The sequence below is a fragment of the Psychrobacter sp. Arc9 genome (assembly GCF_041431295.1).
In the GTDB taxonomy this organism is placed as follows: Bacteria; Pseudomonadota; Gammaproteobacteria; order Pseudomonadales; family Moraxellaceae; genus Psychrobacter.
Genome location: NZ_JASMRK010000011.1, coordinates 36,737 through 52,658 on the forward strand (window position 1 = coordinate 36,737; position 15,922 = coordinate 52,658).

Below are 15,922 nucleotides of genomic sequence, written 5' to 3' on the forward strand. Positions count from 1 at the left end.
AAAGTCCTTTTGAGCGGTGCATCTAGCTGTAAAAAAGCGCACCATGATACCATAGACCGTCCATACGTCTAACAGAGATAGCCTTTAAGAGATAGCGCCTATGCCCGCCAATGATTTACCCGCCACACTTAACTCTGATACTCATACTAAGCAGCTGCCAGTAGCAGAAGGTCAGCTTGATAACAGCTTTGCTGAGATTGATTGGCAAGTGCCTTGGTTATCGCATATTACTCAATTGAGTTATATCAGCAACACGATTGAACGCCTTAGTCGCTCAGAACCGCAGAGGAATAGCTTAGATAATTTGGGTGATTCAGAAAGTTTGGATAATGTGAAAAGCCCAAATAAGCACGATATAAATGCTTCTGACATCAATACGCCTGACACGATTGCCAAGGTCTTAAAAACGGCAATAACGCAGCAGGCCAATCATTTAGAGCAGCCGTTACCGCATACCAAACCTACTCATGACCACAAATCTCAGACGCTACAATTCGTTTCTCAAAATGTATTGCCTGAAGGGGAAGCTTACGAACATTTCATCGGTACAACTGGCAATATCCCGACGCGTGATAACTTACATGACTTGTTTAATGGCAGTATTTGGCTGACCTTTCCAAAGACCAAAGCGGTGTTAAACTATCACCATATGCTAGAAATCGCTAAGCAAGGTATTAGTGAGCGTCGAGGGCGTGTGCGCGACACTATTACTGTCTTTGATGAGAATGGCGCAGTGCTAGTGACTTCTGATGCTAGTATCGGTGAGGCATTAGTCAATTTTGACTGGCAGGCAAGTTTGGTGAAACCACGTGCTAAATGGGACAACCCAACCCAGCCTGATAACAGCGCTCAAGCCGCAGTTTATATCTTTGGGCATGCCCTGCTTGAGCAGTTGGTACACCCACGCAAACCTCTATGCGCTCACAGCATTGTCATTCACGTTGCACAAGAATTCTTTACCTTATCGTTAGCTGAACGTATGCGCTATTTGGATGACAAAGTTGCCGAATACATGGACACATTATTATCAAATGATGACGTCAGACCGCGCCAGCTTGCGCCGCTACCGATTTTAGGGGTGCCGCATTTTTGGGCAGAAAATGCAGATACTGACTTCTATGAGGACAGCTACGTGTTCCGCAGTGGACGACGTAAAAAAGACAAAAAATAAATAGGAAGGGGATTGCTTGAGAATAGCTCGCTAAACCGTTGTTACGTTTACGATTGTGCCACGATTCGACAACGTCCAGACGTTAACAAAGCCTTGTATGTTTGTTATGGTAAAAGGGAGTTTCTGTTAATCACTACAGATATGATTATCTCTTTTGTTAACACTGACTTCTATCAGACAGTTTTGCGAAACTGCGATATTGATTCAAGACAGATCAATCATTTATTGAGCCACCAGTCATACATAGACTTATAATAATTTATGTCCAGGATTTATAACAACGATAAGGAAGCTATCATGAGTGATATTTTTGATGTAAAAGACACCCTTTCGGTTGCTGGCAAGGAACATGCCTACTACAGCCTGCCAAAGCTGACCGAAACTTATGAGCATATCAAGACACTACCATTTTGTATGAAAGTGGTATTAGAAAACCTATTGCGTAACGAAGACGGCGGCCAGTCAGTTGGTAAAAACCATATCGAAGCGGTTGCCAACTGGGATGCAGGCGCTGAGGCGTCAAAAGAAATTGCCTTTATGCCAGCGCGTGTGGTATTACAGGATTTTACTGGTGTACCTTCAGTAGTTGATTTGGCGGCGATGCGTGATGCAGTGGTCGAGCTTGGTGGTAAGGCTGAGCAGATCAATCCGTTTATCCCTAGTGAGCTAGTTGTCGATCACTCTGTACAGGTCGATGCTTATGGCCGCGAAGATGCGCTAGATTTGAACGAAAAAATTGAATTTAAGCGTAATAATGAACGCTATGAGTTTTTGCATTGGGGCAAGCAAGCCTTTGAAAACTTCGTCGTGGTACCGCCAGCGACAGGTATCGTGCATCAGGTCAACCTTGAGTATCTAGCCCGTGTCGTGATGGCAGCAGACGTCGATGGCGAGCTGATAGCTTATCCAGATACAGTATTTGGTACAGATAGCCATACCACGATGATTAATGGTATTGGCGTGCTTGGTTGGGGTGTGGGCGGTATTGAAGCTGAAGCTGCGATGCTAGGTCAACCGTCTTCGATGCTGATTCCACAAGTGGTCGGTTTTGAGCTAAAAGGCAAGCTAACCGAAGGCGTCACGGCGACCGATTTGGTATTACGTGTGGTTGAAATGCTACGTGCACATGGTGTGGTTGGTAAGTTCGTCGAGTTTTATGGCGAAGGCTTACACAGCATGCCGCTAGCGGATCGCGCTACCATTGCCAACATGTCACCAGAGTATGGTGCGACTTGTGGTATTTTCCCAATTGACCAAATGGCGATTGATTACTTGCGTCTATCAGGCCGTGACGAAGAGCAGATTGAGCTGGTTGAAAAATATGCCAAGGCGCAAGGCTTATGGCATGATGCCGATACACCCGCGGCAACTTATTCGAGCAAGCTAGAACTAGATTTATCGTCAGTACAGCCAGCACTTGCTGGTCCAAACTTGCCACAGCAGCGTATCAATTTATCTGATATGCATGAGAAGTTTGGCGAAACGCTAGAAAAAATGACCAAAGATCGTAAGTCAGAAGTAGAAGGCAAAGTACGCTTTGATCAAGAAGGCGGCGAGCAAGAGCAAGCTGAACACTTGGCGGCTGAACCGAATATCGAAGTTGATACCAGTGATGACATTGCAGGTTATGCGCCAGCAAACAATGTCTTTTCAAATGTCAGTATCGATGATAAGCAACACAAACTACGAGACGGATCGGTAGTTATTGCTGCTATTACTTCTTGTACTAATACTTCAAACCCAGCAGTAATGATTGGTGCAGGTCTAGTGGCCAAAAAAGCGGCAGCCAAAGGCCTCAAAGCCAAGCCTTGGGTTAAGACATCGCTCGCACCCGGTTCTAAAGTGGTCACCGACTATCTAGAAAAAACCCATCTGATGGATGAGCTAGAAAAAACAGGCTTCTACCTAGTCGGCTATGGGTGTACGACGTGTATCGGTAATTCAGGACCATTATCAGAAGAGATCGAAAAAGGTATTGAAGAGAATGATTTGGTTGCTGCTGCAGTACTGTCTGGTAACCGTAACTTTGAAGGTCGTATTCACTCGCATGTCAAAGCCAGTTACTTAGCATCACCACCGTTGGTCGTTGCCTATGCACTAGCCGGTACAGTCGATATCGATCTGACGACTCATCCGCTAGGACAGGATCAAGATGGCAATGATGTATTCCTAAAAGACATCTGGCCGACCTCGGAAGAAATTAACGAGTTAATTGCCAACAATATTGATGCTGATATGTTCCGCAAAAACTACGGCGAAGTATTTGACGGTAGTGCAGCGTGGAACGCAATTAGTTCAGCGGATAGCCAACTATATCCATGGGATGAAGGGTCGACCTATATTAAAAACCCACCGTTCTTTGATGGTATGACCATGGAACCAGAAGGTATCCCTGATATCGAAGGCGCGCGTATCTTAGGTCTATTCGGTGATTCAATCACCACTGATCATATCTCACCAGCAGGCAATATCGATCCGGACTCACCAGCAGGTAAGTATTTGCAAGAGCGCGGTGTGATGGAAGCAGACTTCAATAGCTATGGTTCACGCCGTGGTAATGATGCAGTCATGACTCGTGGTACCTTTGCCAACATCCGCATCAAAAACACCATGATGGGTGGTAAAGAAGGCGGTTATACTTATTACTTCAAGGATGACAGCGCTACGCTACAAGATGGTGAAGAAATGCCTATCTATAACGCAGCGATGAAGTATAAAGAAGATAAGCGTCCGCTAGTGGTACTGGGCGGGGCAGAGTATGGTTCTGGTTCGAGCCGTGATTGGGCAGCCAAAGGTACTATCTTGCTAGGCGTAAAAGCGGTATTGACCAGCTCGTTTGAGCGTATTCACCGTTCAAACCTAGTCGGTATGGGCGTACTGCCATTGACGTTTAAAGACGGTCAAAATGCAGAAACCTACAAACTAGATGGTTCTGAAGTGCTCAGCATCACAGGTCTGGACAATGGCGAGAGTAAAACGGCCACGGTTACGGCTACGCGTGCTGACGGATCGGCAGAAACCTTTGAGGTAAATGTTGGTCTACAAACGCCAAAAGAGCGCGAATATGTGCGTCATGGCGGCGTATTGCACTATGTACTACGTCAATTGGCTGCTGAGAGCAAAGAAGCTGGCTAGCAATTAGTTAAGCTTTATATGATAAAAAGCCCAATCTCCGTCAAAGTAGGGGATTGGGCTTTTCTATGCGGCATTTTGAAAATTTAGCTGCTTGAACATCAAGACAAAATACAAGTTTGGGATAGTGCAAACGTAACCGGCTCAATAAGCAGGAATAACTATTCAAACTGGTGAGTTGCGTTTCATTAGTATTCTTTTAAAGAGTTCAATAAAAACAACCTACTGTAAGTGTTGTTTCAATTTAAACACATTTTTAGCACTAGCCTAAAGTTTCTGAACCAACTCTGCTCGTTTATCGAAGCTTGGATAAATCTCATTTAATAAATCTAAGACTTTATTGAATAGAAGAATTAGGTCATTTTCTGCACCATCTTCATATCGTGGTGCTAGTCTTGGAATTCTATGAAGCCGATGAAGTGGATTATGGCAAGTAGTAAAAACAACATCCCTAATTGCGCACCATTGACCATGTACATATGAAGAAGGCCAAGCGTAATAAGCATCGTATATACTCTTACAGCCTGCAACTTGAGACATTTTACGTAAGTCTATGTTTGCCCAATTACCTAAACTAATATTTTGAAAGTCCATGTAGATATCTTCATTCGCTAATGCTTCAACATTTTCTTTCTTAATGTAGCCAGGTTGGTTTTCTAGAATCTCTTCCAGCTTTAGAAATGTAAGCTTTGCTTGTCCTGAACCATAGCTTCTATAAATATCCCAAAGTTTTTCATCTCTTACACTTATTAGGTAATTAAAAGTGATATAGATTTCAGCCAGCATTCTTAAAGCTAACTTTGCAGTTACTAACTTCCCTGATGATGCCAACCCTTCTTGTGTTACAGTGAGAGCATAAAAACAAAAACCAAAGGATGCATCACGTTTGGGCTGAATATGGGTGAATTTATCAGTTCTTAAGAAATGATCAAATAAATCATTCCAAATGTCTCGGACTGAAGAGACAGTTTCCATTAAATCAAAATCAACACTGCTTTTGTTTGGTACGGGCGAAATACACTCTGTATTACCTTTGCATTCATTCCAGAATTTTTCTGTCCAAGCCTTTTTTCCTTGATAGTAATCTTTATCCAACGTGTCACCGCCAAATTGCATTTCAGTTGCTCGAATAAACGGCCTAACCTTTCGTTGGTCTTCGTAATTGGGATATTCAGTATACTCTCTATACTGCTCTTCAGTTTGGAGTTGAAGCTTTCCAGAATAAATAATGGGTATCATATAAGCCCAACGACAATCAGTAGCTTCTTGAGATTGATGATCTAAAAGAATTGCGACTGCATCCGCTAGATTAGTCCAAAGTTCTCCTTCATTTTCCGGCACTTCTCCAAGATATTCGCCCCACTTTTTGGATAAAGGTAAATCTTTAAACAATATTAATGGCTTTAAAGCATTAACTACTCTTTTATCTGAAAAAAGCACTTCAAAAAATTTATCTTGCAGATCACAATCTAGAATAGATAAACCATATATCCCTACACGAGGTAAACTACAATTCCTATTTTCTATCTCTTGAAATAACTTTCCAACATGTAGTCCTATTTGTCTAAAGGTTTCAATCGCTTGTTCTCTACCTATTGCATTCATTAGCAATGCAGCCCAAATCATGCAGGGAAGCCTATCATTCATCCAAGAGATATAAGCTGCATTTGGAATCTGATTAAAAGGAGATATTAGTTTAGAACCTTCCTTTTTATGAGAATCAATTTTCCCTTTGCTCTTATTCTTTTGTTTTTGCCTTACTCTTTTTTGAGACATCAATTGAACTCCTGTTCGTTAAATAGAATGTTAACATTTATTCATCTGCCTTCAATACTATCTAATGATCTCAAAAGGAATGCAAACTGATTAGGCCATGTTATACCGACTGATAAAACTATGTTTTTGAAGTAAATATAAGCTTGCATCTTCATAGTTATCAAAGATGAATGATACAGTAAGTATTAATATATCCTAGTCTAATCTGACTTAATAATTTAAGCATATTTACTCTACGCTTTTTCAGTCAATAACTTAATCCCCAGCCCAATAAACACCATACCGCTGACTCTATTTAACATTGTTTCAATAGAGGGGTTTTCCCGCAAGCGTGTACTAAATCGCGCCGCCAGAAGTGCCAAACACAAGCACCATATAAAGCCTGTGGTGGCAAAAGTCAGTCCCAACATCAAAAATGACAGCATGCCATAAGCATAACTAGCGTCGATAAACTGAGGGAAGAACGCCAAGAAGAATAAAGCGACTTTTGGGTTAAAAGTATTGGTCAACACACCTTGCTTATATATTTGCCAACCATCTACAGCCTTTCGGCTAGTCACGTTCTGATCTTTGGACAAATTGTTTGCTATCGAGCTCGAGTTTTTGCTCAGTAGCATTTTTAGACCCAAATAGCACAAGTAAGCCGCACCGATATATTTAACAATCATAAAAGCGGTAGGGGAGTTGGCGAGCAGCACTGACAGTCCTAGCGCCGCCAATAAAGTATGTACCAAAATACCCGAAATAATGCCAAGAACAGAATAAAATCCTGCTGTTTGTCCCTGTGAAATACTACGGGTGATGATGTACATGCTATCCGTACCTGGCGTTAGGTTTAACAAAATAGCCGCCAAGATAAACCCCAGATAATTCTCGATACCAAACATCGCAATCACTTCCCTTTAATCACGCCAAGCCCCATCATTTATACCATGTGGCTGCACTTTATGAATACGCTCGTCAGATCGATATTAACGAGTATCAGATAGGTTGGCAATAGCGCTATTAACAGTAAGCTAACGACAACAGAATAGAGGATGCTGAGAAATGACAGACATAAAAAAGCCCAGTCACCGTATGATGACTGGGCTTTTTTATTGTTCGCTTATTAGTCTAACCTGATGCTAAGCAAAAGTGCTAGTAAGTGACGCCGAATAGTGGCGTCCCCAGGGGGATTCGAACCCCCGTTACCGCCGTGAAAGGGCGGTGTCCTAGGCCTCTAGACGATGGGGACGCATAGAGTGTTATAACCAGTGGTTACAACGGTACTTCACAATATCAGATAGCTTATCTATTAATAATAGAGCAAGCATTGCCTAGGTGCTGATATCGTCCTACTAGCGAGTATTTATTATTACGTTTCAGTAATACTGAGCGTTGCTATAAATAAGTATGGTGGAGCTAAACGGAGTCGAACCGTTGACCCCTTGCATGCCATGCAAGTGCTCTACCAACTGAGCTATAGCCCCTCGCTAAGAGTGTGCGTATTTTATGTAAGAGCGGCAGTCTTGTCAACAACTATTTTAAAAATAATGCATAAATATGCAAAAAAAAGTGATTTAGCCTATTTTAAAGGCTCAATAAGCCCAAATTAGCGTGGATTTTGCTTCAGCGCGATCTCTTTGATGGCTTTATCGGTATAAAACTCTTCTTCGCTGCCATCAGAAAAAATAATCGCACAGCATTCAGTTGGCATATATTGACCGCCTTTTTCTCGGATCGTTCTTATACCTTTGACGCCAATGATGTCATATTCGCCCAATTTATCTAGATTGTGCTTGGTGTAACCGCAGTAAGTGCTGTATATCCATTTTAAATCTTCGAAGTCTTGGCCCTTGGTCAGGGTCAAAGTTGCATCAAACAGTTCCTTTATGATGGCATCATAATATTTTTGGGCTTCTTTTAAAGTGTTAAAGACATAGTCTTTGCTTTCTATTGTGACGGTTTTGGCGGCCATGTTTATTTCCGATTAAAATATTGAGTAAGAGGTTTTTATATTCTGAGAGTAGTAGTACTTATTAACAACGAAAAAAGGATCAGAGATGGCCTGACCCTTTTACATTCGACAAGTTTAGCTAGTTAACTGTTTAGTAGATAAGTTATTCAGCTTCTAAACTACTCAGCAGCAGCCAAAAAGTCTGGCAGTTCTGCCGCTTGTTTCTCAAGTTTTTTCAATTTCTTTTTGCCGAGGCCGCCTAATACATCAACGGCGTGACGCAAGCGAGTCAGAGTCATGTCAGCGCCGATAATCGCCATAGAGTTCATGACTGGCGTCGATGAGGTGCTACCAGCGATAGCGATAAAGAACGGCGCCATAAAGTCACGCATCTTAATATCCAGGTGAGCAGCAAGGCCTTTTAGCGTGGCATAAATGTTTTCTTCTGACCACGTTGGCAAGACTTCTAATTGCCAAAGCGCTAATTGCAGCATCTCGATAATTTGCTCAGGGGTGAGTGATTTATGAGTGAAGCTCTCAGCATTGATGTCAGGTAGGTTTTGGAAGTAGAAACCACCCCAATTAACCGCATCAGACAATAGCTCAATACGTGGCTGAATCGCCGCTGCGATAGCGGTTAGCTTGTCACTGTTGCTGGCCCACTCAAGGATTTTATTCTTTAATTCTTCAGGGCTAAGCGCACGTAGCCACTCGCTATTGACCCAGTTGAGCTTTTCGATATCAAAAATCGGACCACCAAGCGACACACGTTGGATATCAAAGCTTGCAATCATCTCATCTAAGGTAAATTTCTCAGCATCATTAGGCATTGAGTAGCCCATACGACCGAGATAGTTGAGCAACGCTTCAGGCAGCACGCCTGCATCACGATAGTAGGTGATCGATGTTGGGTTTTTACGCTTAGACAGTTTTGATTTGTCAGGGTTACGCAGTAGTGGCATATGGCAAAGGGTCGGCATTTCCCAACCAAAATAATCATATAGCAGTTGATGCTTAGGCGCAGAGTTCAGCCACTCTTCACCACGCATGACATGGGTAATTTCCATCAAGTGGTCATCGACGACGTTGGCTAAATGATACGTTGGCATGCCGTCTGTTTTTAGCAGTACTTGCATATCGACTTGAGTCCAAGGGAACTCAACGGTGCCACGTAGCATGTCTTGTACCTGACAAGTGCCTTCGGCCGGTACACGCATACGAATCACGTGTGGTTTGCCCTCGCTTACTAATTGCTCGGTTTTTTCTGGAGCAAGATGTGCGCAGCGACCGTCATAACGCGGCGTCTCGCCATTGGCCATTTGCTCAGCGCGCATAACATCTAACTCTTCAGGGGTACAAAAACAGCGGAACGCATGGTCTTTTTCTATGAGTATCTCGGCGTGTTTTTTGTAGATATCACTACGCTCGCTCTGACGATAAGGGGCGTGCGGGCCGCCAATATCTGGCCCCTCACTCCAGTCTAGGCCAACCCAGTGCAAGGCATCCAAAATCATTTGCTCTGATTGCTCAGTCGAGCGCGTCTGATCAGTGTCTTCGATGCGTAAGATGAATTCGCCGCCGTGAGCTTTGGCAAAGGCTAAGTTAAACAGGGCAATATAGGCAGTACCTACGTGTGGGAAGCCAGTTGGTGATGGGGCGATACGCGTGCGCACAGGGCGCGTGCTGTCAGTAGAGGTTTGCATGGTAAAAGTCTCAAAGTTTGCTATCGATATAAGCTATTAGTATAAATAGCGATGAAAGATATGAAGTCGATGTTAAGAAATAGCGTAAAATATAGCGCTAGTATAACAGAGACATGTGATATTTTTAATGAAAAGCCCTTCTAGTGCTTGACTACAGGTGTATCCTTGCGATAATAATGCTAAGCAAGTCATAACTTGTTTATTTTCATCTAATTACTGGCCAGTACGGTCGTCATCTATTGAGTTGTTTGTGTCCCTATCAAAGTCTAAGCCAAAATCGAAAGCCAGTCCTTCTGCCGCCGCTGATCTCTCTGAGTCAGTGTCCAATCCTTCTGTTATAAAGGATGCGTCTACGCAAGATGTCGATCTGGATGTTACTCACGCCCGTCATGAGGGCGAGATCACGTCTGATGAATTAAGTTTTGTCCATGATGCGGTGCTGCTGCAAGAGACTGTCGCTGCGGTGCTCGGTGTAAAATCCTTGCCCAAGCAAACAGAAGGTGACCAAAATAGCTTAAATATAAGTGGTATCTACGTTGATGCGACTTTTGGTCGTGGCGGCCATAGCCGACTGCTATTAAGTCAACTCGCAGATGACGCCACACTGATTGTCTTTGACAAAGATCCGACAGCCATCAGCGTGGCGCAAGAGCTGGCAAGCAAAGACAGCCGTGTGCGTGTGGTGCATGATAGTTTTGCGACGTTGACCGACAGTCTGGCTGCTATGGGCATCACTGAAGTTGATGGGTTAATGGCGGATTTGGGTATTTCATCACCGCAGATTGATGATGGTAGTCGTGGCTTTAGCTTTATGCGTGATGGGGCAGTAGACATGCGTATGGACACCAGTCGTGGCCAGTCAGTTGCCGAATGGCTTGAGAAAGTCGATGATGAAACGTTGGCCAATGTGCTTTATGAGTTTGGCGAAGAGCGTCATAGTCGCCGTATTGCCCGCGCTATCAAACAAATGGAGAGCTACGAGTCTACACTTGAGCTGGCAGAAGTCATCAAGGTAGCGCATCCCAACTGGCAGCGCGGCAAACATCCAGCCACACAAAGCTTTCAGGCCATGCGTATTTTTATTAACAATGAGCTGGGCGATGTTGACGATTTTTTAGCGCAAAGTATTCCTATCTTAAAATCAGGCGGGCAGCTTGCGGTCATTAGCTTTCACTCATTAGAAGATCGCCGTATCAAGCAGTTTTTGCAGCGACATAGCAAAGGGCAATATCCAGAAGACGAAAACCTGCCAATGCCGCCGAATCGTCCGCGCTATTTTAGCAAGCCAAAACGTGTTGGCCCAAGCAAAGCTGAGACGAGTCAAAACCCGCGTGCGCGCAGTGCATGGTTGCGTATGGCAACTCGCACCGACACAGCTTATGAGCAGACAACAGGGTTATAGAAGAACAACATGATGCCACAAGTCATAGTCGAATAAGATTGGTGAGTTGTCAAAGATTGCTAATGTTTGTCTAAATGATGCGCAAATGTCCTAATGGCTACGCCACTGTTAAAAATCTGTAAATATTGTCTGTTAGGCTCAGCAGTTGGTTTTTATCTGCATGATAGTTGCACGGATTTATATGTAGTATAGCCATACAATGTGTTTGGTTGTGGTATGGCATATTGATAGCCATGAGTTGTGATGACTTGTGGCGCCTAAATATATTAGCTATTGGATATGTTTTTTACATTCGTTTTTTTAAGTTTAGTTTGTACATTTATAAGTGTCTTTGGTTTTATATTTATCGATGGTATGACCGAATAATGACACGTTCATCTTTCGCAATCCGTTATCTACTCTATCGTTTACGTTCACCTTTTTGAGATCGTCATGGCAATATCTGACAAACCTGCGAATCGCCGCACTGCTACACCTTATAATACCGATGTCGGCGAGCTGTTCGTGCGCCGGTTTAATGTGGTGAGCATTTATGTGGTCGTGCTATTGCTATTGGCAGCCACGATTGTATGGAGTGGTATCAAAACTGCCGAAGAAGTTCAGCAATATCATCAGGACTACAAAACTTTGCAAGACATGAAAAAACAAGAACGTAAGCTACAAGTAGAGCATCAGCGTCTATTAATTGAGCAACAAACCTTTAGCGCCACGCCGCAGATTGCCAGTCGAGCGGTTGCTGAATTGGGTATGTATTCGCCAACATTAAAGGATAAGCTGATTATCCAACCTGGCGTCGCAACTGCATTGGTGCCAGTGGTTACAGAAGACTCAGATGAGGATGCATCTGACGTCATCGGGCCACGTGTCTCTACCGATATTTCTCCTGAAGAACCAGCGACGGAGGCAGGACAATGAGTGAGAAAAAGCCTAAATCCACCGCAAAAAACACCAGCAAAAAACCAGCCAGCGGCAAGGTAACCAAACCTCTCCGCCGAGCCAGTGCGGCTAAATCTGGTCAGACGAGCAGCAAGCCCGATAAAGCTGCAAGCAATCGTAAGGCAAAATTGTTTGGACGCATCAAAAAAAGCGACACTCAAGGCGCTTATACCAGTGTAAAAAACCGCAAAAGCAAAATGGTTTTTTCGAGCAAAGCGTCAGGTGCTTCTGCTCTCGGTGGTTTCGAACAAGACAAAAACCGTTTTCGTATGGTCTGGGGTCTAGCGCTGGTCATATTAGCGCTACTGATTAGCCGCGCCTATTATATTCAGGTTACCAACGCACAGTTTTATCAAGACAAAGGTAATGAGCTCATTACCAGTGAGCGTACCCAAAAGTCTTATCGCGGTATGATTACCGATCGCAATAATCTACCGCTTGCGGTCAGTGCACCGCTCGCGACGGTTTCATTCAGTCCGCATGATTATTCGCGTGAATATTACGAGCTAAAGCGCATTATCATTACCAATCCTAGCAGTCCACAATTACAGGCGCGTATGCAAAAGCGTCTAGATAATATGGATCTGACAAAGTTAGCCGCTGCTGCCAATATCTCGGTCGATGAGTTGAAAAAAGTCACTGCTATTGATGACAGTATCGATGTGACCGATGAGAAAGCCGTAAAAGCTGCTTTACCATCTGGTGCGGGCTCACACTATTTGCCACTACTTAATAAGGTCACACCTGAGATTGCCCAAAGCGTCAGCTCACTTGATTTCCCAGGCGTCTACGAAAAGAATTTCTTTCAGCGTTATTATCCACAGCCACAGTCCAATGCCCAGCTGCTAGGTTTTATGGGTCAAAACGCCAAGGATCCCGAAGGCGGCTACGAAGGCCGTGCTGGTATTGAGCGTCAGTACGAAAAAGAACTGGCAGGTGATGACGGAAAAGTTTTAGTTCTAAAAGACGCCAAACAAAACAGCCTAAAAGAAATTAAGCAAATCGAGCCAGAAGTACCCGGCAAAGATGTGGCATTGACGATTGATTCGCGCTTACAGTATTTGCTGTATAAAGAGCTAGAAAAAGCTGGGCGTTTGCAAAAAGCACGTTGGTCCACGGGTATGATCGTTGACGTACAAACTGGTGAAGTATTAGCACTATCAACATGGCCGTCGTTTAACTCGAATAACCTTAACGAGATGACGGGTGAAAATCAGCGTAACCGCGCACTGTTAGATGTGTTTGAACCAGGTTCGGTGATGAAACCGTTTACCGTGGCGGCAGCGCTAGACTCGGGTAAATATACGCCAACGACCTTGATTGATACCAATCCCGGTTCGATTCGCGTACGTGGCTATACCATTCGAGATCATAATAATTTGGGCATGGTTAACATGGCCACGCTACTACAGAAATCTAGTAACGTTGCTTCGACCAAGATTGCGCTATCACTGCCAGCCGATGCTATTAGTAATATGCAACGACAGTTTGGCTTTGGCTCAAAAACACCTTTGCAGTTCCCAGGTGAGGGCAGCGGTTTGATCGTCACGCCAAAAGAAAAAGAAACCTCGCGCCGCGCGACGGTCAGTTATGGTTATGGTCTACAAGTGACATTGGCACAGGTTGCACAGGCGTATTCAGCCCTAGCAGCAGGTGGGGTCATGCATCCATTAACTTTAATTAAAGATGACAAATCACAGCCAAGCAAACGTATTATGGCGCATGAGCAGGCAATGTCGATTGTACAGATGCTTGAGAGCGTGACTGAACCTGGTGGTACGGCAAAAGCTGCTGCCATTGACGGATATCGCGTGGCAGGTAAGACAGGTACGTCACGCCGCATCAATCCAGATGGTGGTTATTATACGGATCAGTATCGTAACGTCTTTGCTGGCATGGCACCTGCATCCAATCCAAAGCTGGTAGGCGTAATGCTTATCGAAGACCCGCGCGGTCAGATTTATGCTGGTCTAACGGTCGCCCCTGTCTTCCATAATGTGATGAAAGAAGCATTACGATTGTATAATGTGCCTTTGGATAAGCCACTAAAAACGGAAGCGCAGTAAGCGTTCAATTATTTTAAATGTCCAGTTCTACTGAGCTGACACGTTTTAACTGTTTAGGATTTATCTATGACTATATCATCGCTAGATAGCGCTACTGTTACTTTACAACAGCTTATAGATGCCAATAAAAGCCAGCAGCAAAAACTGGCTGAGCAACTTACAGCGATGATAGAAACATCGATTCAGAAAGTATTCAAGCAGGCAGAGTCAGAACAAGCTCAATCTACTGCCCATATCCCATTTCAGCAGTTTCGCTTAGACAGTCGTCAACTGGAAGCGAACGACGTATTTATCCTTTTAAAAAGTCAAACAGCCAACCCTCAAAAAAGTCGCGATTATCTACTACAAGCCGCTGAGCAAGCCGCGTTTATTCTCTCAGAAATTGACCCTATTGTTTTGCTTAGCGAAGCAGATAATTCCTCAAATACCACTAATGAACCGCAGACAGATAGTATTGCTAATGCACAGCAGCAACTAGTAGCATTGCCATGCCCTGTCTTATACGTTTCTAATATCCGCGACTTTTTGGGTAGCTTAGTTCAAGCACGCCTGCAATATCAGCAGCCAGTGACTCTACCGACCGTGGTTGCGGTGACTGGTACGAATGGTAAAACAACCATCAGTCAATTAGTGGCACAGCTTACCCAGTTGATGGGTCAGAGTAGCGCAGTGATGGGTACGGCAGGTAATGGTCGACTTGGCGCTCTAGTACAAGCAAGTCATACCACGGGCGATGCGTTAGCTGTCCAGCAATTCCTATATCAAATGGGAACAGAGCAAGCAGAAATATTGGCATTAGAGGCCAGCTCTCATGGGTTGGATCAGCAACGTCTACAAGGGATGCCAGTCACTGTAGCGATTTATACCAATTTGAGTCGTGACCATTTAGACTATCATGCTGATATGGCAGAATATGCTGCTGCCAAAGCTAAGCTGTTTGATAAAGTCCATTTCCCAGATTTGACCCATGCCATTATCAACATCGATGATGAGCACGCTCAGGTTATGTTAGATACGGCAAACGCCAGCGGTTTGACGGTATGGACATACAGTTTAGATTCATCAAAAACTGCTACTTTTGTTGCCGCTGATATCACGCCCAGTCTACAAGGCGTCAAAATAAATCTGCGTACTGATTTTGGTGATGACAAAGCTGACAACATAGAGATTGCCAGTCCATTATTGGGCCGTTTTAATGTTGCCAATTTGCTCGCAGCGATAGCAGCTGTCGTAGCACTCGATGTTGACTTGGCTATGAATATTGAGCGTATTGCGCCTGCTGTTGCACAGTTGCAAGGTGCGGTTGGGCGTATGCAGCGCGTACCGTCAAATGATGGCTGCTTTATCGTTGATTATGCGCATACTCCAGATGCGCTAAGCCAAGTGCTGGCAAGTTTAAAAACCCACTGTAAAGGTCAGCTATGGGCAGTATTTGGTTGCGGTGGAGATCGTGATGCAGGCAAGCGACCGTTGATGGCGCAAGCAGGTCTGGCAGGTGCTGATCAAGTTGTTTTGACTGCGGATAATCCACGTACCGAAGACCCAAATGTAATTTTGCAAGATATGCAGGCTGGTATGACCGCTGAGCAATATCAACGAACCCATATCGAGCCTGCCCGCCAAAAAGCCGTTGAATATGCAGTTAGTCACTCAGGTGTGGATGATATCGTGGTCATCGCAGGCAAAGGTCATGAAACCTATCAAGAGATTAATAACGTTCGTTATGATTTCGATGACAGTGTTATTTTGCAGCAGGCATTGAGTCAAGCTGGACGTGTGTAGTTGATTGGCCCTCGGTAC

At 44.1% G+C, this 15,922-nt stretch carries 10 protein-coding genes and 2 tRNA genes; 6 read left to right on the forward strand and 6 right to left on the reverse strand.

The features are described 5' to 3' along the window. The first annotated feature begins 100 nt into the window (after positions 1-100). Both QO187_RS07805 and QO187_RS07810 read left to right on the forward strand, forming a co-directional pair. The gene (locus QO187_RS07805) at positions 101-1,171 is read left to right on the forward strand and encodes a DUF3025 domain-containing protein (RefSeq protein ID WP_371547906.1); all 1,071 of its coding nucleotides are present in this window, start codon (positions 101-103) and stop codon (positions 1,169-1,171) included. A 297-nt stretch (positions 1,172-1,468) separates the two neighbouring features. Beyond that, complete coding sequence (locus QO187_RS07810; RefSeq protein ID WP_371547908.1) at positions 1,469-4,306, forward strand: aconitate hydratase; 2,838 nt, start codon at positions 1,469-1,471, stop codon at positions 4,304-4,306. Between the two features lie 264 nt (positions 4,307-4,570). Here QO187_RS07810 and QO187_RS07815 read toward each other — a convergent pair whose 3' ends face one another. The 6 genes from QO187_RS07815 to gltX form a co-directional block, all read right to left on the reverse strand. Next, entirely contained in the window at positions 4,571-6,079 is a 1,509-nt protein-coding gene (locus tag QO187_RS07815) for a DUF5677 domain-containing protein (protein WP_371547910.1), read from the reverse strand. A 233-nt stretch (positions 6,080-6,312) separates the two neighbouring features. Next, a complete protein-coding gene (locus QO187_RS07820) occupies positions 6,313-6,966 on the reverse strand; it encodes a LysE family translocator (protein WP_371547911.1) in 654 nt (217 codons plus the stop codon). 271 nt (positions 6,967-7,237) lie between these two features. Continuing rightward, positions 7,238-7,313, reverse strand: a tRNA-Glu gene (locus QO187_RS07825). A 159-nt stretch (positions 7,314-7,472) separates the two neighbouring features. Beyond that, a tRNA-Ala gene (locus QO187_RS07830) sits at positions 7,473-7,548 on the reverse strand. Positions 7,549-7,670: 122 nt separating this feature from the next. Further along, the gene (locus QO187_RS07835) at positions 7,671-8,036 is read right to left on the reverse strand and encodes a hypothetical protein (protein WP_371547913.1); all 366 of its coding nucleotides are present in this window, start codon (positions 8,034-8,036) and stop codon (positions 7,671-7,673) included. A gap of 158 nt (positions 8,037-8,194) precedes the next feature. Continuing rightward, positions 8,195-9,718, reverse strand: coding sequence for a glutamate--tRNA ligase (gltX, locus tag QO187_RS07840; RefSeq protein WP_371547915.1), 1,524 nt, complete (start codon positions 9,716-9,718; stop codon positions 8,195-8,197). Between the two features lie 400 nt (positions 9,719-10,118). Here gltX and rsmH point away from each other — a divergent pair, with 400 nt between their 5' ends. The 4 genes from rsmH (at position 10,119) to QO187_RS07860 (ending at position 15,904) form a co-directional block, all read left to right on the forward strand. Next, entirely contained in the window at positions 10,119-11,120 is a 1,002-nt protein-coding gene (gene rsmH, locus QO187_RS07845) for a 16S rRNA (cytosine(1402)-N(4))-methyltransferase RsmH (protein ID WP_371547958.1), read from the forward strand. Between the two features lie 432 nt (positions 11,121-11,552). Further along, the gene (locus QO187_RS07850) at positions 11,553-12,035 is read left to right on the forward strand and encodes a cell division protein FtsL (protein WP_102092109.1); all 483 of its coding nucleotides are present in this window, start codon (positions 11,553-11,555) and stop codon (positions 12,033-12,035) included. Further along, the gene (locus QO187_RS07855; protein ID WP_371547917.1) at positions 12,032-14,122 is read left to right on the forward strand and encodes a peptidoglycan D,D-transpeptidase FtsI family protein; all 2,091 of its coding nucleotides are present in this window, start codon (positions 12,032-12,034) and stop codon (positions 14,120-14,122) included. Before QO187_RS07850 ends, QO187_RS07855 begins: the two co-directional genes overlap by 4 nt. A 66-nt stretch (positions 14,123-14,188) precedes the next feature. After that, positions 14,189-15,904: a UDP-N-acetylmuramoyl-L-alanyl-D-glutamate--2,6-diaminopimelate ligase gene (locus tag QO187_RS07860; protein ID WP_371547919.1), complete on the forward strand. Its 1,716-nt coding sequence runs from the start codon at positions 14,189-14,191 to the stop codon at positions 15,902-15,904. Positions 15,905-15,922: the final 18 nt, after the last annotated feature.

Bases quoted from the DNA above. Each gene is read 5' to 3' on its own strand.
- QO187_RS07805 (WP_371547906.1), top strand. From the start codon at position 101: ATGCCCGCCAATGATTTACCCGCCACACTTAACTCTGATACTCATACT.
- QO187_RS07810 (WP_371547908.1), top strand. From the start codon at position 1,469: ATGAGTGATATTTTTGATGTAAAAGACACCCTTTCGGTTGCTGGCAAG.
- QO187_RS07815 (WP_371547910.1), bottom strand. From the start codon at position 6,079: ATGTCTCAAAAAAGAGTAAGGCAAAAACAAAAGAATAAGAGCAAAGGG.
- QO187_RS07820 (WP_371547911.1), bottom strand. From the start codon at position 6,966: ATGTTTGGTATCGAGAATTATCTGGGGTTTATCTTGGCGGCTATTTTG.
- QO187_RS07835 (WP_371547913.1), bottom strand. From the start codon at position 8,036: ATGGCCGCCAAAACCGTCACAATAGAAAGCAAAGACTATGTCTTTAAC.
- gltX (WP_371547915.1), bottom strand. From the start codon at position 9,718: ATGCAAACCTCTACTGACAGCACGCGCCCTGTGCGCACGCGTATCGCC.
- QO187_RS07850 (WP_102092109.1), top strand. From the start codon at position 11,553: ATGGCAATATCTGACAAACCTGCGAATCGCCGCACTGCTACACCTTAT.
- QO187_RS07855 (WP_371547917.1), top strand. From the start codon at position 12,032: ATGAGTGAGAAAAAGCCTAAATCCACCGCAAAAAACACCAGCAAAAAA.
- QO187_RS07860 (WP_371547919.1), top strand. From the start codon at position 14,189: ATGACTATATCATCGCTAGATAGCGCTACTGTTACTTTACAACAGCTT.